This is a genomic window from Streptomyces sp. NPDC043896 (assembly GCF_056435605.1).
The window spans coordinates 61,062-85,276 of the sequence record NZ_JBWKEE010000009.1; the positions used below are offsets into that span (position 1 = coordinate 61,062).

The following is a 24,215-nucleotide window of genomic DNA, read 5'->3' on the forward strand; positions in this document are numbered from 1 at the left end:
GCCCGCGGGCTCACAGTTCCGCGTACACCGCCGAGGCGTCGTCGTGCCGCTTGTGCCGGGCCGGCGGGCGCAGCGGGTCCGACTCCACGGCCCGGACCCGGCCGATCAGCCCCTGGGCGCCCTCCTTGCGCAGCACGTCCAGGCAGGCCGCCCAGTCGCCCTCCCCGAAGGTGTCCGTCCAGCGGCTCGCCCCGTCCGTCAGCGCCGCCACCGCCCGCACCTCCGAGCGCGGCGTGCGTCCGGTGACGGCCCGGGCCGCGACCGCGGGGTCGGCGGCCGCCGTGAAGAAGCCCCCCTCGGCGTTGCGCAGCGCGTCGGTCGCCGCCACCGAGCCGAGGACCTCGCGCGGCACCCGGTCCAGCCGGTCGTCCAGCACCGGGGTGACCACGCCTCCGGGTCCGCGGAGCAGCAGCACGGAATCCGAGAGCACGAGGTGCTCCACGTACGCCTCGTCCCACCGCACCATGACCACCGTCGCCTGCGGAGTCCGGACGTGAGAAAGGTCACAGGTGTCGCGGTGGGCGTCGGCGGTGTCGGCGATCGCCCGGGCCAGGACCCCCGCCAGGGGCATGTCCCGCCGCGATCCGGACAGTTCGGTCAATCGGCCGCCGAGCCGGGCGGCGAACCAGGGCACTCCGTGCGCGCATCCGTCGTCCCCCCGCGGCGGGGTGACGCCGTCCAGGACGATCACGACGCCGCCTCCCGACGCAGGTGCCGCCGCCGACACCCAGTCCTGGTTGGGGTGTTCCGCGTTGCCGGGTTCGGAGGCCAGGTCGATGCGCATGCGGACATTCTGCCCGCCGGGGCCCTCCCGGGGCCTGAAGGTCCGTACCAATGCCGGGAGCGGTGGGGTGCACCCCCCGACCGCCCCGCCCGCCCGCTCCCGCGAAATGTGGGCGGGCATACTGCCAAAGCCCGCCGCGTTCTTTCAACCAGCCGTCCACGCGGGACCCCTGACGCGCGGATCCCGAGTTGGTCGGCCACTCCTCCGTGATGTTCACTCCTTCGAGTGGCCGGGTGGGCGATGTGCGGCTCTCCTCCCAACACACTGCGAAGGTCTGAGGCGGTACGAGGGGGCAGGGGGCGTTTACTTGTTGACCGGCCGTTACCTCGGCCACACGAGTAGACGAGCACGAGCACACGTACAGGATTGCGAGCACCGGTGTCCAAGAAGCGGTCTCGGAAGAACGGCACCGCCGGCGCCGACGGACCCGCCAACGCCGGACGGCGCAAGCGCGTCCGCAGCAGGCTGGTGGTCGGAGTGGCAGTCGCCGGACTCACCGTCCTCGCGGCAGGCACCCCCGCCGTCGTTTCCGCCACGAGGGAACTGAACGACTCCCAGCGCCTGGTCACCCTCGCGGAACAGACGCAGCACGCCCTCACCCTCGCCCACCTCCTCGGCGACGAGCGCGACGCCGTCGTCGAGTACGTGGCCAAGGGCCGGCCCGGCAACGCCAAGGCACCCGTCGACGAGCGCACCGCGCGCACCGACCGGCAGCTCACCGAACTCCAGCCGGACGCCGACGAGGAACTCGCCCGCGCCCTCGGCAAGGTCAAGGCCGTCCGCGCCGAAGCCGTCGACGGCAAGGGCACCGCCCTCGCCGCCCACCAGGCCTACGCCGGGCTCCTCACCGAACTCCTCGCACCCGGCGACCGCCTCGCCGAGCTCACCCCGCCCCGCGCCGAGGCCGCCCTGGCCGTCACCCGGCCCATGGCCCCCCTCGGCCAGGCCGTGGACCAGGCCTCCGCCACCCGCGGACTGCTGCTCGCCGCCCTGGCCGTCCCCCGCGGCGAGCAGCCCCCGAACTCCGCCCTCGCCGACGAGCTCACCGGCGCCGCCCAGCGCTCCCGCGTACGGGAACAGGCCGCCCTCGACGACTTCACGCGCGCCGCCCGGCCCGCCGTACGCCAGACCCTCGCCGCCACCGTCACCGGCCCCGAGGTCAAGGCCGCCGAAGACCAGCTCAAGCGGCTCACCGAGCGGCCCACCCTCACCCCGGCCGAACGCAGGGCCACCGACGCCGGTGCCCTCGCCGCCGCCCTCACCGCCCGCATCGACCGCATGCGCTCCGTGGAGTCCACCCTCGCCGGCGACCGGGCCACCGCCTTCACCACCCTGCGCGACGACGACGTCACCCGGCTGGAGCTGATGGTCGCCGGACTCGGCGTCCTCTTCCTCTTCGTCATCGGCTTCTCCACCGCCGTCGCCCGCTCCCTCACCAGACCCCTGTCGGTGCTGCGCCGCGGCGCCGAACGCCTCGCCACCCCCGAGGGCTCGCAGGAACCGGTCCGCTTCACCGGCCGCAACGACGAGTTCGCCGAGGTCGTACGCCACCTCAACGCGGTCCGCGAACAGACCGTCGACCTCCACACCAAGATCGCCGGGCTCGACGCCGACCGCCGCCGCCTCATCGGCCGCAACGAAGCCCTCGCCGGCGGCCGCGAGGCCCTGGAACAGGAACTGGCACAGCTGCGCGCGGGCCTCGAAGAGCACCGCCGCATCATGTCGACGACCTCCGTCTCGCTCTCCCTGCGCACCCTCGGTCTCGTCGAACGCCAGCTCGCGGTCATCGAGGAACTCGAATCCAAGGAAGGCGACCCGGACCGGCTCGCCACCCTCTTCAAGCTGGACCACCTGGCGACGGTCATGCGCCGCCACAACGAGAACCTGCTGGTCCTCGCCGGACAGGAACACGGCCACGGCCAGAGCCTGCCCGTGCCCCTGGTCGACGTCATGCGGGCCGCCGTCAGCGAGATCGAGCGCTACGAGCGCGTCGACCTCACGACCATGCCCTCCTACACCCAGGTCGCCGGACACGCCGCCGACGACATCTCGCACGTCCTCGCGGAACTCCTGGAGAACGCCACCACCTTCTCCCCGCCCGAGGCCAAGGTGAAGGTCTCCGGCTGGCTGAACGACGCCGGCGACGTGGTCCTGTCCGTCGTGGACGAGGGCATCGGCGTCACCGAGGACCGCCTGGCCTCCCTCAACACCCGCCTGGCCACCCCCGACGCCTACGACGAGGAACCCGAGGCCGAGCACGGCCTGGGACTCGGCCTGTACGTCGCCGGACGCCTCGCGGCGCGCCACGGCGTCACCGCCGAGCTGCGCACCGGCCGCCACGGCGGGCTGGAAGCCCTGGTCGTCGTCCCGTCGGCGCTGCTGCCGGACGCCCCGCCGGTCTCCCCGGTGCACACCCTGGGCACGCCGGGCGCCCCCGCGTTCCAGCTGCCCGGTGTGATCGCCGAGGCCAACGAGAACACCCTGCCGCCGCGGCTGCGCACGCCCGTGGCGGAGCAGGCGGCGCAGGCTGCCGAGCCGGCCGCCGCGGAGGCGGAGCCGGCGGAGGCCGAACCGGCGGAGCCCGAGCCCGCCAAGGTCGTCACGCTCGCCGAGGCCTTCGACGCGGAGGCGGACGCCGCCGCCGGGCCGGAGTCCGACGCCCGGCCGGAGTCCGCCGCCCGGCCGGAGTCTGCCGAGGACGCAGCCGCCGCGGCCGGGTCCGATGGGGCCGCGTCCGATGCGGCCGGGTCCGACGAGGCCGAGGTCTACGAGTCCGACACCTTCGACGCCGGATCCCTGGTCGCCGAGGCCTTCGGAGCCGGGGCCTTCGCCCGCGCCGGCGAAGCCCCCGGCCACGCGGATGCCCAGGCCGCCGCCGAAGCCCGGCAGGACGCGCCGGCCGACCCCGCGGCGGCCGACGCCGAGCCCGAGCCCGCCAAGGTCGTCACCCTCGCCGAGGCCTTCGACGACGCGCCGCCGCCGCCCGCCGACCAGGTCTTCACCGCGGCCGCCCCGGCCGCGGACGCCCCCGACACGGCCCCCGCGGCCGGGACGCCGGCCGGGGCCGCCCCCGACCAGGAGCTCCTCGCGCGCGTCGTCGCCGAAGCGGACGCGGACGCCTTCACGGTGGCCGACCCCGCCCGGGGAGACGCCGCCGGGGGACCGGGGACCGCGCACGGTGCACCCGTACAGAACGACGGGCACGCCGCCCCGGCGCCCGACGCCGAACAGTCCAGCCACCGGCGGGCCGCCGACGCGGAGGACGGCTTCGTCCCCCGCCAGGGCAGCCACCCCGAGCCCATGGCCGAGCCCGCCACCGGAACCGTCACCGCCAAGGGCCTCCCCAAGCGGACCCCGCGCTCCGTGGCGGCCCCCGGCATCGGCAACCCCACCGCGGCCCGCCCCGAGCCGCGCCGGGTCGACGCCGAGGAACTGCGCCGCCGCCTCGGCGGGTTCTACCAGGGCGCCCAGGACGGGCGCCGGGTCGTCGCCGAGGAACTCGCGCAGGACCGGGGGCAGGGGCACACCGACCAGGGGGACACCGCACAGGAGGCACGCACATGACCGCGCCCAGTACGTACGGACTGAGCACCCAGGCCCGCAACCTGCAGTGGCTGCTGACCGACCTGGTCGAGGAGGTGCCCGGGGTCAACTCCGTGGCCGTCGTGTCCTCGGACGGGCTGCTGCTGCTCTCCTCCGAACCCACGGCGGAAACCGCGCAGGAGGGCCGCCCCAAGGGCCCCCGCGGCGCCTCGGCCGACCTCGCCACCATCGTCTCGGGACTCGGCAGCCTCACCACCGGTGCCGCCGCCCTCATGGAGTTCGGCGCGGTCAAGCAGACGATGGTCGCCATGGAGAACGGCTCCGTCTTCGTCATGTCCATCAGCGACGGCTCCCTGCTCGGCGTGCACGCCACGCCCGACTGCGACATGAGCGTCGTCGCCTACCACATGGCGCTCTTCGTCGGCCGCGCCGGCCACGTCCTGACCCCCGAAGTCCGCAGCGAGCTGCGCCAGTCGATGGAGAAAAACCCGTGAGGAGTACGGCCTCCGACCGGCTGCCGATACGCGGAGCCGACCGCCGCCCCGCCCGCGTCCGCCCGTACTCCCTGACGGGCGGCCGCACCCGCTTCCCGCAGGTGCTGCTCGTGGAGACCTTCGTCGCCACCCTCGACAGCGGCCCGGCCAAGACGCCCGACCGCATGCCCGAGATGCGGGCCATCGTCGAGGTGTGCCGCAGGATGCGCACCATCGCCGAGATATCCGCACTGCTGAAGCTGCCGCTCGGCGTGGTCCGGGTCCTCGTCAGCGACCTCGCCGACCAGGGCCGGATACGCGTCTACGGCACGGGGCACGGCAGCGGCCGTCCCGACCGCGCGCTGCTGGAAAGGGTGCTCAGTGGCCTCCGCCGTCTCTGACTTCGCCGCCGACCTCGCCGCCGGCGTCCCCGGGCTCGTGGACGACGAACCCGTCCAGCCCTGGCAGTACGACCGCTCCCGCGCGCCCGTCGCCGTCAAGGTGCTCGTCGCCGGCGGCTTCGGCGTCGGCAAGACCACCTTCGTGTCCTCCGTGTCCGAGATCACCCCGCTGCGCACCGAAGCGGTGATGACCCAGGCCAGCGTCCCCACCGACGACCTGAGCGGGACCCCGGACAAGAACACGACCACCGTCGCGATGGACTTCGGGCGCATCACCCTCGACGACGACCTCGTGCTCTACGTGTACGGAACCCCCGGCCAGGAACGGTTCTGGTTCATGTGGGACGACCTCGTGCGCGGAGCCATCGGCGGCCTGGTGCTCGCCGACACCCGCCGGCTGCGCGACTGCTTCCCCGCGCTCGACTACTTCGAGAGCTGCGGGCTGCCCTACGCGGTCGCCGTCAACCACTTCGAGGGCTCGCGCTCCTACGACGTGGAGGACGTCCGGGAGGCGCTCACCATCCCGCCGCACGTGCCCGTCGTGATCATGGATGCGCGCCGCCGGGACACGGTCGTGGACTCCCTGCTGACCCTGGTCGGCCACGCCCTGGACGCCACCCCCGCATAGGCGTCCGTGTCCGGTGTTCGTGTCCAGGCGCCCGCTCGGTACGCACGTCCGCGCTCTTCCCCCACCGAATCCCCGAATCGAGAACGTGAGATGCGCAAGATACTCGTCGTCGGGGCCGGCCAGTCCGGTCTCCAGCTCGCCCTCGGCCTCCAGGCGAAGGGGTACGAGATCACCCTCATGTCCAACCGGACGGCGGACGAGATCCGCACCGGACGGGTCATGTCCACGCAGTGCATGTTCGACACCGCGCTCCAGCACGAGCGGGACCTCCACCTGAACTTCTGGGAGCGGCAGGCCCCGAAGATCCGCGGCCTGGGCGTCTCCGTCGCCGGCCCCGACGGCTCCCGCCCCGTCGACTGGCTCGGCCGCCTCAAGGCGCACGCGCAGTCCGTCGACCAGCGCGTCAAGATGGCCGGCTGGCTCGACACCTTCACCCAGCGCGGCGGCCAGCTGGTCATCCACGGCGCGTCCGTCGCCGACCTGGACTTCTTCTCCCGTACGTACGACCTCGTGCTCGTCGCCGCCGGCAAGGGCGAGCTCGTCTCGATGTTCGGCCGGGACGCGGCGCGCTCCCCCTACGACGCCCCGCAGCGCGCCCTGGCCGTCTCGTACGTCCACGGCCTCGGACCGCGCCGCGAGCACCCGGACACCGAGGCCGTGCGCTGCAACCTCGTCCCGGGCGTCGGCGAGCTGTTCGTCATGCCGACCCTGACCACCTCGGGACGCGCCGACATCCTGTTCTGGGAGGGGATCCCGGGCGGGCCGCTGGACGTCTTCAAGGGCGTCAACGACCCCTCCGAGCACCTGGCGCTCACGCTGGAGCTCATGGAGAAGTACACCCCGTGGGAGTACGCGCGGGCCACCAAGGTCGAGCTGACGGACGCGGGCGGCACCCTCGCCGGCCGCTACGCGCCGGTCGTCCGCAACCCCATCGGCCGCCTGCCCGGCGGGGGAGCGGTGCTGGGCGTCGCGGACGTGGTCGTGGCGAACGACCCGATCACCGGGCAGGGCTCGAACTCGGCGGCCAAGTGCGCGGCCTCGTACCTCTCCTCGATCCTCATGCACGGCGACAAGCCGTTCGACGAGGCGTGGATGAAGGCCACCTTCGACAAGTACTGGTTCACCACCGGCAAGCCGGTGACGCAGTGGACCAACGCCATGCTGGGCGTCCCGCCGGAGCACGTGCTGAACCTGATCGGCGCGGCCGGGCAGCTCCAGCCGGTGGCGGATCGATTCGCCAACGGCTTCGACAACCCGGCCGACTTCGACGCGTACTTCTACGACCCCGAGGACGCGGCGGACTACCTGGCGGAGGTGGCCGCGTCGGCGGCCCCGTCTTCGGACTCGTCTTCGGCCCCGTCTTCGGCCTCGCCTTCGGGTGCCTCCTCCGACGAGTAGCCCGCGTCGTCCCCCGCCGCCGCGGCCCCGGGCAGCGGCGGCGGGGTGAACTCCGCCAGCGGCGTCCCCTCCGGATCCGGGCGGACCGCCCCGAGCAGCGGGTTCGCCGCGATCGGCGACACCTTCACCCTGGCCCCCGGGCGGGGGGCCTGGATCACCTTGCCGTCCCCGATGTACAGGGCGACGTGGGTGGCCTTCGGGAAGTAGACCACCAGATCGCCCGGGCGCAGCCGGTCCAGCGGCACCCGGGTCAGCTGCGCCCACTGCTCCTGGCTGGTCCGGGGGATGGACCGCCCGGCGTGCTCCCACGCCCGCGAGGTCAGCCCGGAACAGTCGAAGGAGGCCGGGCCCTCCGCGCCCCACACGTACGGCTTGCCGATCTGCGCCGCCGCGTAGCGCAGGGCGGCCCCGCCCGCCGCCGTCGGCGTGGTCGTACGGGCGGGCAGCCGGCCCGAGTCCACGAGCGTGCGCTGCGCCCCGGCGGTCACGGCCGCCTCGCGCGCCCCGAGCCCCGCCAGCTCCTCCGGGGTGAGCGCCGCCAGCAGCCGCTCGACCTCCTTGAGGCGGCCCGTGACCTCCCGCTGGGCCTCCTTCTGGCGTGCGGCCAGCGCCACCTGGTCGTCGAGGGCCTTGCGCGCCGCGCCGGCGAGCGTCCCCGCCGCCTTCCGCTCCCGCTCCAGCCGCGCCACCACCCCGGCCCGCCGGGCGCCCTCACGGGCGGCGAGCCGGCGCTGGTCGACGGCCTGCTGGGGGTCGCCCGAGAGCAGCAACCGGAGGTACGGGGAGAGGGTGCCGCCGCGGGCCCCCTGGTACTGCTCCCGGGCGAGCCGCCCGGCGGTGGCCCGCTCGGCGTCGAGGGCGGAGCGGGCCCTGCCGAGTTCGGTGGTGAGGCGTTCCTCCTCCGCCTGGCGGGCGCGGAGGGCGACGTCGGCGGCGTTGTAGGCCTCGGTGGCCTCTTCGGCCTGCTGGTAGAGCCCCTGGAGCCGGGTGAGCAGCTCCCCGACCGGGCGGTGGGGGAGGGCGGGGGCGGCTGCGGGGGCGGGGGCGGGGGCGGCGCGGGGTTCGGGGAGGGGGGCTTCGGCGGCGGGCTCGGGGCGCGGGACGGGCTCGGCGTGGACAGGCGTCGGGGGCCCCGCGGTGACGAAGACGGCGGCGAGGCAGGCGATCCGCAGCAGTCGTTTTGTCATGTAATAACCTCCGCCGCCCGATGCTGCCACGGGGAGGGGGGAGGGGAGGCGAGCGCGGGTGGCGGGTCGGGGGGCGTCACCCGGTTGGGGGGTGGGGGGTGTGGTGCGGGCCCGCTATCTCCCCCTCGACCCCCCGGGGCGGGGCGGTGGTTGCCCACCCGCCCCCTGGGTGCGGGTGGGTGGCCGGGGGGGCGGTAGCCCCTTGGGCGGGGTCGGGGAGGGGCTGGGGGTTTCCCGTCAGTCCCATCGTCGTTCCGGTTCGTGCCGGCCTGTCAAGGGCGCTCCTTCGTCGCGTCGCTACGCGATGGCCTTCGGCCACCCTTGACAGGCCGACCCGCCCCGGAAAGCCGAAAGACTGCCGGGAAGCCCCCAGAAGAACGGTCACGGGGCAAGAGGGGGAGGGGCGGGTCCCTCAGAGACCAGGCGAGGCGCCGGGGGCCGGGCTGCCGGGCATCCGGGCCCTCAGGAGCCGAGATCCGGGGCCGTAGGGGCTCTACCTGCACGGAAGGACGACAGGATCGGCCTGCGGACCACCCAGGCGCACGAGATCGCTACGCGCTCCTCCCGGCCAAGCGTCCGCCGGCCGTCCGGGGCTGATACCTGCACCAAAGGTTGATCAGAGCGGCGCGGGGAGCGGATGGGCGCGACAGATCGCTACGCGCTCCTCGGATCTCGGCGTCCGGCGGCAGTCTGTGGCCGATACCTGCACGCGAGGACGAAATGGGCAGCGTAGGGCGCGGTCGGACGCGACAGATCGCTACGCGCTCCTCATGGTTGGCGTCTGGCTGACCCGTGCGCACACCTGCAAATGACCCTGGCCCATAGGCTGTTCGGTGTCGAGCTGCACAGAGAAGGGGCAAGGCCGTGTCTTCCGATACACCCCCCGACCCGTACGACAACCCTGTCGCTTTCGGGCAACGTGTTCAGATCTACCGCACCCGCCGAGGCATGACCCGAGAGCAGTTGGCCGGACTTCTCGGCCATCACCCTTCGTGGGTCAAGAAAGTGGAGACCGGCGCCATGAGAATGCCGAGACTGCCGGAAATCCTCGCCATTGCCCAAGCCCTCCGTGTCCGTCGGCTGAATGATCTGGTGGGAGACATCGGCACGGCACAGAGCACCGACCTGTTCCTCGGGCCCGGGCACGATCAGTTGCCGGCCGTGCGGGCCGCGCTCACCGGCTTCCCGGACGTGGGGGACGTCCAGGCCCCCTCGCAGGCGTTCCTGCGTGCGGCCTTGGACGCCGCATGGGCCGCGCGGCACAAGGCGCCGAACCACCGGGCCGTCATCGGAGCCTTGCTGCCGGGGCTGATCCGGGACACACAGCTCGGGGTCAGGCAGGCGGAGACCGCAGCCGAACGGCGGGATGCTCTGCGCCTGAAGGCCGAGACCTACTTCCTCGCCCAGTTCTTCGTCGCCTACCAGCCGGACCCGGCGCTGCTCTGGCGGGTCGCCGATCGGGGCATGAACGCCGCGCAGGAGTCCGAGGACCCGCATGCCGTCGGCGTCGCCGCCTGGCTGTCCGCCCAGGCGCACCGGGATTCCGGGCAGTACGACGAGGCCGATGACGTGGTCCAGCAGGCATTGCGCGTGCTGGAGCCGGGGTTGGCGGAGGCTGCGGACGAAGTGCGGGCGGTCGTCGGCGCGTTGCGGGCGGAGGCCGGCCTGACTGCCGCGAAGCGCCGTGAGACGGGCGCCGCGTGGGGGTGGTGGGAGCGCGCGGAACGCGTGGCCAAGGAGCTTCCCAGCGGCTACTTCCACCGGGTGACGAGCTTCGGGCGGCCGGTGATGGGAGCGCACGGGGTCACCGTCGCGGTGGAACTGCGGACCGGCGGTGAGGCGGTGCGGCAGGCGGCCGGTTCGGAGACGGTGGTCATCCCCTCCCTGCCGCGCAGGGCCCGGCACCGGATCGAACAGGCCCGCGCCTACCACTTGGACGGACAGCCGGACGTAGCGCTCGCGACCCTGGAACAGGCACACGCGGTGGCCCCCGAGACGACCCGGTACAACGGCTACGCCCGGGCCATCGTGCTGGAGGAAACGGCATCGCGGCTGCCCGAGAGGCGGCAGCGGGCCAGCCGGTTGGCCGTGGACATCGGCCTGCTGGCCGCGTAGACGGAAGGGGCCCGAACCGGGCCCCTTCTTCCCGGAATCCGTCCTTACCGTCGTACTCCATGACGACGGTAGGGAGTGGCCGCAACATGTGCAGCTGTGCCTGCGACGAGACCCCGCACACCCTTGTGGTGGCGGAACCCAGTACGGAACTGCTCGACCGGGCGCTGGCCGGCTGGGAGCGCTTCCTCGGGACCTTCGAGGCGGCGTCCGATGAGTGAGTGCTACGAGTACGTCCCGCACCGCCTCCTCCGGCAGCGCGTGCGCGACATCGCTTCGGGTGCCGAGGGGGTGCTGATGGCGGTGATCAACGAGAACGTCTCGGACACCGGTGTCGAGCGCTGGATGGAGCTCGCCTACATCCGTGGCGCCTCCGGGCGTGAGTTCACCACCGCCGCGAACAACGTCGAATCGGCGATGTGAACCGCGTACCGTCGTCCGGATGATCACGAAGAGCGGAATCGAGGTCCGGGCCGGGGTCGAGGACGACCTCGGAGAGCTGACCCGCATCTACAACCACTACGTCATCGAGACGCCGATCACCTTCGACGTCGAACCGTTCACGGTCGAGGAGCGGCGGCCGTGGCTGCTGGCCCATCCCGCGTCCGGGCCGCACCGGCTCCTCGTGGCCGAGGAGGGCGGAAAGCTGCTCGGCTACGCGACGAGCAGTCCCTTCCGCCCCAAGCCCGCGTACTCCACCTCCGTGGAGACCAGCGTCTACCTGGCGCCGGAGCACGTCGGACGTGGCGTCGGCGGCCTCCTCTACACCTCGCTCTTCGAGGTGCTGGCGCAGGAGGACGTGCACATGGCACTCGCCGGGATCGCCCTGCCCAACGAGCCGTCCCAGAGGCTCCACGAACGCCTCGGCTTCCGGCACGTCGGCCGCCTGGAGCGGGTGGGGCGGAAGTTCGGGCGCCTCTGGGACGTGTCCTGGTACCAGAGGGCTATGCAAGCTTGAGCACGCTCTTGACGCCGGCGTGGTCGGAGGGCCACAGGCCCGAAGGGGTGCGGTCGGCCTGGGTGTCTCCCACGGTGTGGGCCTTCCGGGCGGTGATGGATCCCCGGAAGAGGACGTAGTCGATGCGCCGGGTGAGGGTGGAGACGGGGTTCCGCAGGTCCGGGGCCTGGCAGCAGGTCAGACCGAGGTTGCGGTGCCAGGTGGCGGTCCAGGCGTCCTTGAACCCGGCGGCGAGGAGGCGGCCGTAGCTCTGGGTGCCGCTCCCGTCGGAGGCCGAGTTGAGGTCGCCGAGGAGCACGGTGGGCAGTGTGGTGTTCAGGGGGCCGGCGATCAGTTCGCCCGCCTGTGCCTCCTGGACGGCGGCCGAGAGGGGTTCGAGGTGCGTCGTGACGACCCGGGCGGTGCGGCCCTTCAGGGTGGCGTCGGCCGCCACCCAGCCGCGCTCGATCCGCAGGGGCGGATTGGGCGGGCATCCCAGCACGGGCCGGCAGATCGGCACGAAGTTCTGGAAGCGGCCGGTCTGCGCGTTGGCGACGGAGAGGTCGGTGCGGGCGAGCAGCACGTCGCGGTCCGTGAGGCGGATGTCCTGGAGTCCGTCCGGCGTGGACCTGGGAGCCTCGAAGTCGCTGCCGACGGTCACCGTCGCCACGGCCTTGTAGTGCTTGCCCCGCTCCTCCAGTGCATCGAGGAGGATCTGCAGGAAGTCGTACTCGACATGGGTGGCACTCCCCGGCCCGGCGGGCGTCTGGCTCCGCCACAGCACCGCTTCCTGCAACCCCACGAGGTGCGGGTCGTTGTCGGCGATCTCGTCGGCCAGCGCCTGGGCCCGCTCGGGGAAGTTCGTCGCCTGCACGTTCGCATAGGCCGCCGTGACCGCCGCGACGAGGCCTTGCCTGCTGGTCGCCGCGAGCACGGGCGCGACATCGGCCCCCAGATACAGATTCCGGGTCAGCACCCGCAACTCGGCCGGGGGATTGGCGGCCGAGGCCGCCGACCCAGGCGCGAGCAGCGCGAGCGCGCACAGTACGGATGCGATCCAACGGCGTGTCATCCCAACGCCCCTCTCGGTTAAATCGGCCCAAACACCACCAACCTCCCCGAATCTAGGTCGCCCGCCACCCTCCGGCGATCCGCCCTAGGCCGCCCGGCCTACCGGCCCACGGCGCCCGTCAGTCGCCCACCATGAGGAGCGCGTAGCGATCTGTCGCGCCCACCCGCAACGTGGACTGCTCCGATCAACCTCTGGTGCAGGTATCAGCCCCAGACGGCTGTCAGACGCCAATCCGGGAGGAGCGCGTAGCGATCCGTCGCGCTTGGGTGGTCCGCAGGTCGCTCTGATCAACCTTTTCTGCAGGTAGCCGGGCCCCGGCCCTGAATCAGTGCTCAAGGCCGCCCGGATGCCCGGCGGGCCGGCGCCCGGCCCCTCGCCTGGTCTCTGACGGACCCGTCCCTCCCCCTCTTGCCCCGTGACCGTTCTTTTGGGGGTTTCCCGGCAGTCTTTCGGCTTTCCGGGGCGGGTCGGCCTGTCAAGGGTGGCCGAAGGCCATCGCGTAGCGACGCGACCGAAGGGAGCGCCCTTGACAGGCCGGCACGACACGGAAGGACGATGGGACTGACGGGAAACCCCCAGCCCCTCCCCGACCCGGCCCGCTAGGACTCCGCCCCTGGAGTCCCGTTGCCCAGCAAGCGGGCCTTCGCCCGGGTGAACTCCTCCCGGGTCAGGAGGCCCTCCCGGGTGAGGTCGGCCAGTTGGGTCAGCTCTGCCACCAGGCTGCCGGGCGGCGGTGGAACGGCCGGGGTGCCTGGCCCGGGCGGTGTGGGGGCCTCCGCAGGGGCAGGCTGCCCTTCGGCCTCCGCATCGGCAAGGCCCACCCCGGGCGCCTCCGCCCAGGGTGCCCCACCGTCGCCACCCCCACCCCGCACTCGATCCCCACCCCGCACCCGATCCCCGCCCCCTACCCGATCCCCGAACCCGTCCCCCACGCCATCCCCCACGCCGTCCCCCACCCGATCCCCGAACTCATCCCCGAACTCATCCCCGAACCCCTCCACCACCGCCTCCCCGCTCCCCTCCGCCTCCGCCCACTCCGCCGCGCCCGCCGCGCGGCGCAGGAGGCCCCGCAGGAGGGGGCGGCCCTCGGGGCGGTCCGCCGCTCTGACCGTCACGCCCACCGGCCTGATGAACATCACGCCACCCCCACCCGGTCCGCCGGGATCCGGACCGAGCCGACGATCCTCCCGCCCGCGGCCCGTACGGCGACGGCCGCGTCCTGCGCCCAGACGTGCTCGACCACGAGCAGCAGCGCGCAGCTGCCCCGGTCCAGGAGCTCCGCCGCCTCGCGGACGTCCTCCGGGCCGATCAGGCGGGCCACGTCACGGCCGGCCAGGATGCCCCGTAGCTCCACGAACTCGTCGAACTCCGCCGCCAGTACCTCCCCCGAGGCCGTCTTCGTCGTGACGAGCCCGTCGATCAGCCGGACCACCCCGGTCTTGCGCAGGCCCATCACGGCCTCGACCGCCGGGACCCGCAGCTGTTCCTCGGGGAAGGCGAGGACGATGAATTCCACAGGTCCCATGAGCCGGGGCTCCTCACTCCTGACCGTTTCTGACGACTCTTCGGCACTCTATGACATAAGCGGACATACCAGCCGCCGCCTTGCTACGTTTCCCGTATGACCGCTCTGACGGCGAAGGTGACGGAGCCCGTTCCGCCCCCGCCTCCCGACGCCCGCGCCCCCAAGCGTCGCGGCATCGAGCTGACGCTCCTCGTGGGGGCGGTCCTGATCTCCGTACTGGGCCACCTCTACGTCGGCTTCGCCGCCGGCCTCGCCGCCGCTCCCGCCGTCGGCCCCGCCGCGGACGGCGGGAGCGGCACCCGGACCCCCGCGGCCCCCTACGCGGCCGGGCTCGGGGGTGCCGCGCTGCTCGCGCACCTCGCCGTGCGGCTCAGGGCCCCGTACGCCGATCCCCTCCTCCTGCCCATCGCCGTCCTGCTCAACGGGCTCGGCCTGGTCCTCATCCAGCGGCTCGACCTCGCCACCCCCGGGGAGCCCGGGGCGGAGGACCAGTTGCGGTGGTCGGCGCTCGGGGTGGTGCTCTTCGTCGTCGTCCTCGCGTTCCTGCGCGACCACCGGGTCCTCCAGCGGTACGCCTACCTCTCCGTCGCCGCGGCTCTGACGCTCATGCTCGTCCCCGTCTTCTTCCCGGCCGTCAACGGCGCCCACATCTGGATCCGCTTCGCCGGGTTCTCCTTCCAGCCCGGGGAGTTCGCGAAGATCCTGCTGGCCCTCTTCTTCGCCTCCTACCTCGCCGCGAACCGCACCGCCCTCGCCCTCACCGGCCGCCGGCTCTTCTGGAAGCTCCGCCTCCTGCCGGGCCGGGTGCTCGGGCCGATCCTCGCCATCTGGCTGCTCAGCGTCGGGGTCCTCGTCCTGGAGCGGGACCTCGGGACCTCGCTGCTCTTCTTCGGCCTCTTCGTGATCATGCTGTTCACCGCGACCGGGCGGATCGGCTGGATCGCCATCGGGCTGCTGCTCGCCGCCCTCGGCGCGTACGCCGTCGGGACCCTCGAACCGCACGTCCACAGCCGTGTCCAGGACTGGCTGAATCCTTTCGCCTCCATCGAGCGCGGCGACGGCCCCGGCCAGCTCGCCCAGTCCCTCTTCGCCTTCGCCGCGGGCGGCCTGCTCGGCGCGGGCCTCGGGCACGGGCAGTCGTTCCTCATCGGCTTCGCCGCCAAGTCGGACTTCGTCCTCGCCACGGCCGGCGAGGAACTCGGCCTCGTCGGCCTCACCGCCATCCTGCTCCTCTACGGGCTCCTCGTGTCCCGGGGCTTCCGCGCCGGACTCGCCCTGCGCGACCCCTTCGGGCGGCTGCTCGCCACCGGGCTCGCCTCGATCGTCGCCCTCCAGGTCTTCGTCATCGCGGGCGGTGTCACCGGACTGATCCCGCTCACCGGCATGGCCATGCCCTTCCTGGCGCAGGGCGGCTCCTCCGTCGTCACCAACTGGATCATCGTGGCCCTGCTGGTCCGGCTCAGCGACAGCGCCCGCAGACCGAGACCCGGCCCCGCCCCCGGCCCCGCCCCCGGCGCCCCCACCCCCACGCCCGGGGAGGCCGCCCCGTGATCCGCTACATCCGCTGGTGCGCGTACTTCTGCGCCCTGCTGCTCGCCGCCCTGCTGGCCAACGTGGCCCGGGTGCAGGTGTGGGAGTCCGCCGCCTACGGCGCGAACCCGGCCAACAAGCGCCCCGCCATCGAGCGCTACGCCGAACCGCGCGGGGACATCCTGGTCGACGGCCGGCCCGTCACCGGCTCCCGCGACAGCCGCCAGCTGCTGCGCTACGAGCGCACCTACACCGACGGCCCCCTCTACGCGCCCGTCACCGGCTTCTCCTCCCAGACGTACGGCACCAGCTTCGTGGAGCGCGCCGAGGACGCCGTCCTCTCGGGTGCCGACCCGGGGCTGTCCGCCTTCCCGCTCTGGTACGACCTCTCGCGCGGCCGCCCCGGCGGGGGCGACGCCGCCACCACCCTGCGCGCCGCCGTGCAGCGGGCCGCGTACCGGGGGCTCGGCGGCAAGCGCGGCGCCGTGGCCGCGCTCGAACCGGCGACCGGCAGGATCCTCGCCCTCGTCAGCAGCCCCTCGTACGACCCGGGCGTGCTCTCCGGCACCGGTACGCGGGTCAAGGCCGCCTGGGAGCGGCTGAACCGGGACCCCGCCAAGCCCATGCTCAACCGGGCGCTGCGCGAGACGTACCCGCCGGGCTCCACCTTCAAGATCGTGACGGCGGCGGCCGCCCTCGACGCGGGCGTCGTCACCGACGTCGACGCGCCCACCCGCACCCCGGACCCGTACGCCCTGCCCGGCACCAGCACCCTGCTGCCGAACGCGGCCACGGGCTGCGCGGAGGCCTCGATGGCGGAGGCGGTGCAGTGGTCCTGCAACACGGTGATGGCCGACATCGGGGTGCGGGTCGGGCTGCGCGGGATGGCGGAGGCGGCGGCCCGGTTCGGGTTCAACGACGAGGGGCTGCGGGTGCCGTCGTGGGTGTCGCGGTCGAACTTCGACACGGACATGAGCCCCGACCAGCTGGCCCTCTCCTCGATCGGGCAGTTCAACACCAAGGCCACCCCGCTCCAGATGGCGATGGTCGCGGCGGCCGTCGCCAACGGCGGCGACCTGCGCACCCCCTACCTGGTGGACCGCACCACCCGGGACGGCGGCACCCTCCTGCGGCGCACCGACCAGCGCACCCTGGGCCGGGCGATGAGCCCGGGCACGGCGCTGCGCGTGCAGGAGCTGATGGTGAAGGTGGTCGAGGACGGCACCGGGCGCAACGCGGCGATCCCGGGCGCGCGGGTCGGCGGCAAGACCGGCACCGCCCAGCACGGCGTCGGCAACGCGGGCACCCCGTACGCCTGGTTCATCGGCTGGGCCCGCGCGCAGGACGCGCCGCAGCCGGCGGTGGCGGTCGCGGTGGTGGTCGAGGACGCCTCGGCGGTGCGCGGTGACATCAGCGGCAACGGCGCGGCGGCCCCGATCGCCCGGGCGGTGATGGAGGCGGCCCTGACGGGGAGCTGAGGCCCGCGCGCCCGGCCGGCGGGCGTCCCGCTACGCCTGCGCGCCCTCCTGGATGGCGGCCTCGACCTCCGCGACACGCTCCCGCTCCTCCGCCGCGAAGCGCTCGCGGTCCAGGGATTCGGCGATCTCCTCGTCCTGGGTCATCAGCAGGTCGAGGTTGGAGTCACCCATGTCGAAGACGCCCATCTCCAGGTACGCCTTCTGCAGCCGGTCGCCCCAGAGCCCGATGTCCTTGACGCACGGCACGATCCGGCTGAAGAGCAGCTTCCGGAACAGGTGCAGGAACTCCGACTGCTCGGTGTACTCCTCCGCCTCCCGCTTCGAGACGCCGAAGTTCTCCAGCACCTCGACTCCGCGCAGCCGGTCGCGCATGAGGTGGCAGCCCTCGATGACGAACTCCTCGCGCTCGCGCAGTTCGGCGTCCGTCAGCTGCTTGTAGTAGTCCCGCAGGGCCATCCGCCCGAAGGCCACGTGCCGGGCCTCGTCCTGCATCACGTACGCGAGGATCTGCTTGGGGAGAGGCTTGTCGGTGGTGTCGCGGATCATCCCGAACGCCGCCAGCGCCAGCCCCTCGATCAGCACCTGCATGCCGAGGTAGGGCATGTCCCAGCGGGAGTCGCGCAGGGTGTCGCCGAGCAGCCCCTGGAGGCTGTCGTTGATCGGGTAGAGCATCCCGACCTTCTCGTGCAGGAAGCGCCCGAAGATCTCGGCGTGCCGGGCCTCGTCCATGGTCTGGGTGGCGGAGTAGAACTTGGCGTCCAGGTCGGGTACGGACTCCACGATGCGTGCCGCGCACACCATCGCGCCCTGCTCGCCGTGGAGGAACTGGCTGAAGTTCCAGGCGCTGTAGTGCCGGCGCAGCTCGCCCTTGTCCCGTTCGGTCATCCGGTCCCAGTGGCGGGTGCCGTGGAGGGTCAGCATCTCGTCGGGGGTGCCGAGGGGGTCGTACGGGTCCACCTCGATGTCCCAGTCGATGCGCTTGGCGCCGTCCCACTGCTTGTCCTTGCCCTTCTGGTACAGGGCGAGGAGGCGGTCGCGGCCCCCGTCGTACTCCCAGCTGAAGCGGGCCGCGCCGGAGGCGGGGACCGGCCACACGGTCTGGTCCGGGGCCCGGGTGTAGAGCTCGTGCGTCGACACTGACGCCTCCTCGTCTCGCGTACTGCGTCTCGCGTACTGCCGTGCGGGAGTGGACAGTTGGCAGCGTCACACGTTGGTAGACACGGGGTCAACAAGTCGTGCGCGAGGGATTGACGCCCTTGCTGACAGGCAGTCTCATAAGAGGTGACCGCTGGTAACCCGACCGCGAGGTGCCCGAAGCCATGACGACAGTGACGGAACGAGCCGCGCTGAGGGACGCCCTCGGCCTCCTCAAGGACCGCGAGCAGATCGCCGAACGGCTCCTCGAATCCTCCGCCAGGCACTCCTTCGACCCCGACCGGGAACTCGACTGGGACGCCCCGCCGATCGACGGCAAGTACTACTGGCCGCCCGAGCTGCTCTCCCTCTACGACACCCCGATGTGGAAGAAGATGGGCGAGGAGCAGCGCATCGACCTCTCCCGCCACGAGGCCGCCTCCCTCGCCTCCCTCGGCATCTGGTTCGAGATCATCCTCATGCAGCTCCTCGTCCGGCACATCTACGACAAGTCGCTGACCAGCAACCACGTCCGCTACGCCCTCACCGAGATCGCCGACGAGTGCCGGCACTCGATGATGTTCGCCCGCATGATCCGGACGGGCGGAGCGCCCGCGTACCCGGTCTCCCGCCTCAACCACAACCTCGCCCGCGTCCTGAAGACCGTCTCCACCACCCCCGGCTCCTTCGCCTGCACCCTCCTCGGCGAGGAGATCCTCGACTGGATGCAGCGCCTGACCTTCCCGGACGAGCGCATCCAGCCCCTCGTCCGCGGGGTCACCCGGATCCACGTCATCGAGGAGGCCCGGCACGTTCGCTACGCCCGCGAGGAACTGCGCCGCCAGATGCTGACCGCCCCGCGCTGGGAGCGGGAACTCACCCGGATCAGCTGCGGCGAGGCCGCCCGCGTCTTCTCCCTGGCCTTCGTGAACCCCGCCGTCTACGACAACGTCGGCCTCGACCGGCGCGAGGCCGTCGCCCAGGTCAAGGCCAGCGGCCACCGCCGCGAGGTGATGCAGACCGGCGCCAAGCGCCTCACGGACTTCCTCGACGACATCGGCGTCCTGAGCGGCGTCGGCCGCAGGCTCTGGCGCAGCTCGGGCCTCCTCGCGTAGGGGCGTCGTCTACTCTGCGGGCATGACCGTACGGGCCTACCGCAGACTGAGTGTCGAGGAGCGGCGAGCCCAGCTCCTCGACGCCGCGCTGTCGCTCTTCGCGCACCGTGCCCCGGAGGAGATCTCCCTCGACGACGTCGCGGAGGCCGCGGGCGTCTCGCGCCCGCTGGTCTACCGCTACTTCCCGGGCGGCAAACAGCAGCTGTACGAAGCCGCGCTGCGCTCGGCGGCCGACCTCCTCGAACTCTGCTTCGCCGAACCCCAGGCCGGGCCGCTGACCAGGCGGCTGTCCCGGGTACTGGACCGCTACCTGGCCTTCGTCGACGAACACGACGCAGGCTTCGCCGCCCTGCTCCAGGGCGGCAGCGTCGTGGAGACCTCCCGCACGACGGCCACGGTGGACGGCATCCGCCGCGCCGCCGCCGAGCAGATCCTCCTCCACCTCGGCGTCCCCGCCCCGGGGCCGCGGCTGCGGATGATGGTGCGCACCTGGATCACCGCCGTGGAGGCGGCCTCGCTGATCTGGATCGACGAGGGCAAGCAGCCGGAGGTGGGCGCGCTCCGGGACTGGCTGGTGGACCAGTTCATCGCCCTCCTCACGGCGACGGCGGCCACGGACCCGGAGACGGCCTCCGCCGCCCGCGCGGCGCTCGCGCTGGAGCCGGCGGACGGGCCGGTGGGGCTCCTCGCCCGGCGCGTGATGCCGGTGGTCTCCGGGGCTGCCCACCTGCTGTGACACTGGAGGGGTGAGAAGCGAACCGACCCCCTTCGAGGGCGGGCCGATGGACGGCCGCGTCCTCCCGATCCTCGTGGGCCCGACGGGACACCCGCCGAAGTGGTACGAGATCCCGGTCCCGTCGGCGGACGGCGGCCCCCCGACGGTCCTGCTGTACGAGCGCGTTCCGTCGGGGTACACGAAGCGGCTGGGGCTCCAGAAGGGGTGGAAGTACACCTTCTCCCCGACGGGCGAGAAGCCGAAGCTCCGCTGGCCGTGGACGAAGCCGCGCGGGGGAACCGAGCCCGGCGGGGTATGAGCCCGGCCGGGGGTGAGCGGGCGGGCGAGCGGGGTCCGCCCGGGCGGCGCCAAGGGGGAGCCCGCGGCCTCCCTGAGGCCGCCGCGGGGGCTCCCAGGGGGCTTCGTCGCCTCCTCCAAGCCGCTCCGGAGCCTGCCAGGGGAGCCCGTACCTCCCCGAGACCGCCCCGGGGGCTGCCACCGCCGCCCCGCCCCCTACCGGGGCGGCAGCGTCAGGACCGCCTCCGCGCCGCCGCCCGCCGCGCGGCGGAACTCCAGGCGGGCGCCGATCGCCTCCGCCTGGCCCACCGCGATCGTCAGGCCCAGCCCGTGTCCCCTGCCCCCGCTGCGGAACCGCTGCGGGCCGTCCGTCAGGAGGTACTCCGGGTACCCGTCCCCGTGGTCCCGCACCGACACCACCGGCCCGTCCACCGTGACCACCACCGGCCCCCGCCCGTGCTTGTGGGCGTTCACGACCAGGTTCCCCAGCACCCGCTCCAGCCGGCGCCGGTCCGTCTCCACGTGCGCGTCCCGGACGACGACCACCTCCGTCTCCAGCCCCGACGCCCGCACCACCCGCCGGGCCAGCCGTTCCAGCTGGTGGAGGTCGGTGTCCACCCGCTCGTTCCCCGAGTCCAGCCGGGAGATCTCCAGCAGGTCCTCCGTCAGCTGCCGCATCGTGCGGACCCGTTCCCGGACCAGTTCCGTCGGCCGTCCCTCCGGCAGCAGCTCCGACGCCGCCTGGAGGCCCGTCAGCGGCGTCCGCAGTTCGTGCGCCACGTCCGCCGTGAACCGCTGCTCGCTCTGCAGCTTCCGCTGGAGCGTCCCCGCCATCGTGTCCAGGGCGCCCGCCACCGTCGACACCTCGTCCTGGTGCCGTGAGGGGTCCTTCGTGCGCGGGTCGCCGACCCGCGCGTCCAGGTCGCCCTGCGTGATCCGCCGGGCCACCGCCGCCGTCTGGTGCAGCCGGCGCGTCACCCGGGTCACCGCGAAGGCCCCGAGCAGCAGGGTGCCGCCGAGGGCCAGCACCGAGGAGCCGATGATCGCGTTGTCGAGCCCCCGGATGGTGCCCGCGCTCTGTCCGTAGTCGATGAGGGTGGCCAGCACCCGCCCGTCCGCCGGTGCGGCCGCCCACATCACTGGCCGCCCGCCGAGGTCGCCGACGACCGTCCCTCGCCGGCCGCTCAGCGCGAGCGCCCGCAGCTCCGCCGGCAGCCCCGCCGGGTCGAGTCCCGACTGCGGCGGCATCGCCTCGCCCGCCTCGTACGCGTACGAGGCCTCGGTGAGCTTGGCCAGCGCCTTCTCCCGGGCCGCCGCCACGGTCTGCCGGGTCACCTCCACGTGCACGAGCACGCCCAGCACCGCCGCGAGCGAGCAGCACATCACCACGATGAAACAGGCGGACTTCCAGGTCAGCGTCGCCGTCCACGCGGGCAGCCGGGCCCTCACGGCGTACCCGACGGCGAGGCGCCCCGCGGGGACGGGCGCGGGGGCACCCGTACGATCTGCTCGCGCGTCGGCAGCATCGTGCGCTGCCGGCCGTCCCAGGACCAGGCGGTGATCAGCTCGTAGCCGGGGTTGCCGCTCGGGACGCGCAGGATGACGTCCTGCTCCGCCAGTTCCACGCTGATCACCGTCTCGGTGGTGGCCATGATCCGGTTGAGCCGCCCGTCCTGGTCCACCGTGTACACCCGTACGGACATCATCCGGTCGGGGAGTTCGATGCCGATCACCAGGTCGTCCTTGCCGTTCCCGGTGAGGTCCCGGTAGTACGGCTTGCGCACCGGGCAGGCCGCCGGGTCCTGTCCCGGCTTCCCGCAGGCGCGGATCGCGGCGGCGGTCTCCTCCGGCATGCCGTCCGGGCCGACGCTGATGTCGGGATGCGTGCGCAGCTCCGCCTGCACCAGGGCCACCGGGTCCACTTCGTGCACGTTCTGGCCGGTGACCTTCGGCAGGCCCTGTACGTACTCCGGCGGCGCGCCCCCCGGATCCGCGGGCGGCACCTCGGCCCTCCGGCGCTCGGGCCACAGGTGGACGGGGCCGCTCGCCGTCGGGGTCGGCCCGGCGGACGCGAGACCGCCGGTGTTCCCGCAGGCGGCGGTGAGCGGCAGCAGGGCGGCCGCCAGCAGCAGCGCGGGGGAGGGCGTTCGCACGTAAGGGGCCCTCCTCGTCGTGCGGGCGGTCGGCGACGGTCGACATCCAGCCAACCTTATGCGTAGTTCCACCCCATTTGCCGCCCCGTCCTCCCCGGGCGGCTCCCCGGCCCCGGACGCAGCCCCGGGGGCTCAGCCGTCCGTACGTCCGCGGCGCAGCATCGCGAAGCCCAGCCCGGCGGCGCCGATCGCCGCGATCCCGCCGCCCGCGGCGAGCAGCAGCACGCCCTCGCCCGGCCCGTCGGCCAGGGTGTTCAGCCGCAGCGCCTCGGCGGTCCCCGGGGCGCCGGAGTCCACCGCCGGGGTGTCCACCGACGCGGGCACGACCTGGCCGCCGCCCCCGCCGTGCCGCGTCCCGGTCTTGTGCCCGTCGCCGGCCACCGCGTGGGAGCCGTCGCCGGGGACGGTCTCGCCGACCCAGGAGGACAGCCGCCCGTCGGGCCGCAGCGCGGCGTGCAGCTCGCCGGCGGCGCCGACCCCGGTGGAGCCGTCGCGGCTGGTCAGCGTGGCCACCTTGGCGCCGGCGCGCAGGATCTCGGCCTGGTACGCGTCCTTCGCGATCCGGTACACCTTCGCGGTCGACCGGCCGTCGGCGAGGGAGATGCTGCTGACGAGGGTCCGCTGGGTTCCGGAGGCGGCCGGCGCCTCGTCGGCGAGCGCGGCGGCGGTCGGCAGGGCCAGCAGTGCGCCGGCGCATGCGGTCACGGCGGTGGCGCGAACGATGGTGCGGCGGCGGGCGGTGTCCACGGGATTCCCTCGGTACTGGTCAGGGCCTGGTGCTTCCAGACGGCACAAAAGTAGGCCCCGGCCGTTGCGGTAGAGCGATGACCTTGTAACAGGAAGGCAGCAGGGACCCGACGGAGCTGTTACACAACCGAGGGATTGCCCGCCGCCCCGCCGCCTGCTCCCATGGACGGCGGGGGTGAGGCCGATGCGCGGACTCAAGGTCCTTCCGAGCGGCCGGCCCGGCCGCGGCCGGCTCTACGTCAACCGGCCCGACGGCCGGGCGGTGGCCTGGTACGACCGGCACAGCAACCGGATCAGCGTCCTGGCGGACGACCAGCGCGAGGCCGTACTGGAGGCCCTGCGCCCGTACCTGACCCGCGACTGGACGATCGGCCCGCCGCCCGTGCCCACCGCGGCCGAGCTGCGCGGCCTGAGCCTGCCGCCCGACCGGGACCTGGCCCCGAACCGGCCGGGGGAGAGCCTGCTGGGCGAGCTGGCGTACGGCTCGCCGGGCAGCCGGGCCCGGCACCGGATGCGGCAGGAGCTCCACGCGCGGCAGCGCACGGGCGCGGAGCTGGACCTGCTGGAGGCCACGGACTGGCGGGCCCTGCACGACGTCCCCCTGCCGGGGCTGGGGCTGCTGGACCACCTGCTGATCGGCCCACCGGGCGTGCTCGCCGTCCGTACGGTCCCGGGCCGCCGCCAGCGCGCCCAGGTCGGGGACCTGCTGCTGACGGTGGGCCGGTCCGAGCCGCGTCCCGACCCCCGCTGGATCCGCCGCGCGGCGGCCCGTGCCGCGCGGGTGCTGGCCGCGCCGGTCACTCCGGCGCTGGCCCTGGCGGACGCCTCCCGGGTGGAGGTGGCTCCGACGCAGCGGGACGTCCTCGTCCTCCAGCCGCCGACGCTGACCGCGGTCCTGCGGGCGAACCCCACGACCCTCAAGCTCCCGGAGATCGACGCCCTGTTCGCCCTGGCCCGCGCCCGCCCGGCGTGGGCCTGAGCCGCGC

At 73.5% G+C, this 24,215-nt stretch carries 24 protein-coding genes; 15 read left to right on the top strand and 9 right to left on the bottom strand.

Annotated features, from left to right (window positions below; translation table 11 throughout):
* Positions 1-10: 10 nt before the first annotated feature.
* A complete protein-coding gene (locus AC069X_RS15375; protein ID WP_478728876.1) occupies positions 11-784 on the bottom strand; it encodes a protein phosphatase 2C domain-containing protein in 774 nt (257 codons plus the stop codon).
* Between the two features lie 378 nt (positions 785-1,162).
* On the opposite strand from AC069X_RS15375, the gene AC069X_RS15380 reads away from it, so the two are divergent.
* From AC069X_RS15380 to AC069X_RS15400, 5 genes are all read left to right on the top strand, one after another.
* Complete coding sequence (locus tag AC069X_RS15380) at positions 1,163-4,348, top strand: sensor histidine kinase (protein WP_478728878.1); 3,186 nt, start codon at positions 1,163-1,165, stop codon at positions 4,346-4,348.
* A complete protein-coding gene (locus tag AC069X_RS15385; protein ID WP_478728880.1) occupies positions 4,345-4,821 on the top strand; it encodes a roadblock/LC7 domain-containing protein in 477 nt (158 codons plus the stop codon). Before AC069X_RS15380 ends, AC069X_RS15385 begins: the two co-directional genes overlap by 4 nt.
* Positions 4,818-5,201 carry a DUF742 domain-containing protein gene (locus AC069X_RS15390; RefSeq protein WP_478728882.1) on the top strand — a complete coding sequence of 128 codons (384 nt, stop codon included), beginning with the start codon at positions 4,818-4,820 and terminating at the stop codon, positions 5,199-5,201. The genes AC069X_RS15385 and AC069X_RS15390 overlap by 4 nt, the downstream gene beginning before the upstream one ends.
* Positions 5,182-5,829 (top strand): GTP-binding protein, encoded by a 648-nt coding sequence (locus tag AC069X_RS15395; protein ID WP_478728884.1) that lies wholly within the window; start codon positions 5,182-5,184, stop codon positions 5,827-5,829. The genes AC069X_RS15390 and AC069X_RS15395 overlap by 20 nt, the downstream gene beginning before the upstream one ends.
* Before the next feature lie 90 nt (positions 5,830-5,919).
* On the top strand, positions 5,920-7,227 hold the full coding sequence (locus AC069X_RS15400) for a styrene monooxygenase/indole monooxygenase family protein (protein ID WP_478728886.1): 1,308 nt from the start codon (positions 5,920-5,922) through the stop codon (positions 7,225-7,227).
* Here the strand turns inward: AC069X_RS15400 and AC069X_RS15405 are convergent.
* Positions 7,131-8,414 (bottom strand): C40 family peptidase, encoded by a 1,284-nt coding sequence (locus AC069X_RS15405; protein ID WP_478728888.1) that lies wholly within the window; start codon positions 8,412-8,414, stop codon positions 7,131-7,133. The genes AC069X_RS15400 and AC069X_RS15405 overlap by 97 nt on opposite strands.
* 864 nt (positions 8,415-9,278) lie before the next feature.
* Between AC069X_RS15405 and AC069X_RS15410 the strand changes: the two genes are divergently transcribed.
* Genes AC069X_RS15410 through AC069X_RS15425 form a run of 4 tightly spaced genes read left to right on the top strand, consistent with a single transcriptional unit; the run spans position 9,279 to position 11,484 of the window.
* Complete coding sequence (locus AC069X_RS15410) at positions 9,279-10,529, top strand: helix-turn-helix domain-containing protein (RefSeq protein ID WP_478728890.1); 1,251 nt, start codon at positions 9,279-9,281, stop codon at positions 10,527-10,529.
* Positions 10,530-10,588: 59 nt separating this feature from the next.
* Positions 10,589-10,747, top strand: a complete 159-nt coding sequence (locus AC069X_RS15415) for a hypothetical protein (RefSeq protein WP_478728891.1) — start codon at positions 10,589-10,591, stop codon at positions 10,745-10,747.
* Positions 10,740-10,949: a hypothetical protein gene (locus AC069X_RS15420; RefSeq protein WP_478728893.1), complete on the top strand. Its 210-nt coding sequence runs from the start codon at positions 10,740-10,742 to the stop codon at positions 10,947-10,949. Before AC069X_RS15415 ends, AC069X_RS15420 begins: the two co-directional genes overlap by 8 nt.
* A 19-nt stretch (positions 10,950-10,968) precedes the next feature.
* A complete protein-coding gene (locus AC069X_RS15425) occupies positions 10,969-11,484 on the top strand; it encodes an N-acetyltransferase family protein (RefSeq protein WP_478728895.1) in 516 nt (171 codons plus the stop codon).
* Here the strand turns inward: AC069X_RS15425 and AC069X_RS15430 are convergent.
* From AC069X_RS15430 to AC069X_RS15440, 3 genes are all read right to left on the bottom strand, one after another.
* Positions 11,471-12,535: an endonuclease/exonuclease/phosphatase family protein gene (locus tag AC069X_RS15430; RefSeq protein ID WP_478728896.1), complete on the bottom strand. Its 1,065-nt coding sequence runs from the start codon at positions 12,533-12,535 to the stop codon at positions 11,471-11,473. The genes AC069X_RS15425 and AC069X_RS15430 overlap by 14 nt on opposite strands.
* Positions 12,536-13,134: 599 nt before the next feature.
* Positions 13,135-13,251 carry an SHOCT domain-containing protein gene (locus AC069X_RS15435; protein WP_478728898.1) on the bottom strand — a complete coding sequence of 39 codons (117 nt, stop codon included), beginning with the start codon at positions 13,249-13,251 and terminating at the stop codon, positions 13,135-13,137.
* 419 nt (positions 13,252-13,670) lie between these two features.
* A complete protein-coding gene (locus tag AC069X_RS15440; RefSeq protein WP_478728900.1) occupies positions 13,671-14,060 on the bottom strand; it encodes a DUF6325 family protein in 390 nt (129 codons plus the stop codon).
* Between the two features lie 96 nt (positions 14,061-14,156).
* Here AC069X_RS15440 and AC069X_RS15445 point away from each other — a divergent pair, with 96 nt between their 5' ends.
* Together AC069X_RS15445 and AC069X_RS15450 are read left to right on the top strand one after the other, a co-directional pair.
* Positions 14,157-15,611 (top strand): FtsW/RodA/SpoVE family cell cycle protein, encoded by a 1,455-nt coding sequence (locus AC069X_RS15445; RefSeq protein WP_478728902.1) that lies wholly within the window; start codon positions 14,157-14,159, stop codon positions 15,609-15,611.
* On the top strand, positions 15,608-17,068 hold the full coding sequence (locus AC069X_RS15450; RefSeq protein ID WP_478728904.1) for a penicillin-binding transpeptidase domain-containing protein: 1,461 nt from the start codon (positions 15,608-15,610) through the stop codon (positions 17,066-17,068). The genes AC069X_RS15445 and AC069X_RS15450 overlap by 4 nt, the downstream gene beginning before the upstream one ends.
* Positions 17,069-17,098: 30 nt before the next feature.
* On the opposite strand, the gene AC069X_RS15455 is transcribed toward AC069X_RS15450, so the two are convergent.
* Complete coding sequence (locus tag AC069X_RS15455) at positions 17,099-18,205, bottom strand: ferritin-like domain-containing protein (RefSeq protein WP_478728905.1); 1,107 nt, start codon at positions 18,203-18,205, stop codon at positions 17,099-17,101.
* Positions 18,206-18,387: 182 nt separating this feature from the next.
* On the opposite strand from AC069X_RS15455, the gene AC069X_RS15460 reads away from it, so the two are divergent.
* The 3 genes from AC069X_RS15460 to AC069X_RS15470 are packed head-to-tail and all read left to right on the top strand — an operon-like array spanning position 18,388 to position 20,351.
* Positions 18,388-19,317, top strand: coding sequence for an AurF N-oxygenase family protein (locus tag AC069X_RS15460; protein ID WP_478728907.1), 930 nt, complete (start codon positions 18,388-18,390; stop codon positions 19,315-19,317).
* A gap of 22 nt (positions 19,318-19,339) precedes the next feature.
* Positions 19,340-20,053: a TetR/AcrR family transcriptional regulator gene (locus tag AC069X_RS15465; RefSeq protein WP_478728909.1), complete on the top strand. Its 714-nt coding sequence runs from the start codon at positions 19,340-19,342 to the stop codon at positions 20,051-20,053.
* 10 nt (positions 20,054-20,063) lie between these two features.
* Positions 20,064-20,351 carry a hypothetical protein gene (locus tag AC069X_RS15470; RefSeq protein ID WP_478728910.1) on the top strand — a complete coding sequence of 96 codons (288 nt, stop codon included), beginning with the start codon at positions 20,064-20,066 and terminating at the stop codon, positions 20,349-20,351.
* A 194-nt stretch (positions 20,352-20,545) separates the two neighbouring features.
* Here AC069X_RS15470 and AC069X_RS15475 read toward each other — a convergent pair whose 3' ends face one another.
* The 3 genes from AC069X_RS15475 to AC069X_RS15485 form a co-directional block, all read right to left on the bottom strand.
* On the bottom strand, positions 20,546-21,778 hold the full coding sequence (locus AC069X_RS15475) for a histidine kinase dimerization/phospho-acceptor domain-containing protein (protein ID WP_478728911.1): 1,233 nt from the start codon (positions 21,776-21,778) through the stop codon (positions 20,546-20,548).
* Complete coding sequence (locus AC069X_RS15480; protein ID WP_478728913.1) at positions 21,775-22,482, bottom strand: hypothetical protein; 708 nt, start codon at positions 22,480-22,482, stop codon at positions 21,775-21,777. The genes AC069X_RS15475 and AC069X_RS15480 overlap by 4 nt, the downstream gene beginning before the upstream one ends.
* A 132-nt stretch (positions 22,483-22,614) precedes the next feature.
* Positions 22,615-23,229 (bottom strand): hypothetical protein, encoded by a 615-nt coding sequence (locus AC069X_RS15485; RefSeq protein ID WP_478728915.1) that lies wholly within the window; start codon positions 23,227-23,229, stop codon positions 22,615-22,617.
* Positions 23,230-23,413: 184 nt separating this feature from the next.
* Between AC069X_RS15485 and AC069X_RS15490 the strand changes: the two genes are divergently transcribed.
* The gene (locus tag AC069X_RS15490; RefSeq protein WP_478728917.1) at positions 23,414-24,208 is read left to right on the top strand and encodes a nuclease-related domain-containing protein; all 795 of its coding nucleotides are present in this window, start codon (positions 23,414-23,416) and stop codon (positions 24,206-24,208) included.
* Positions 24,209-24,215: the final 7 nt, after the last annotated feature.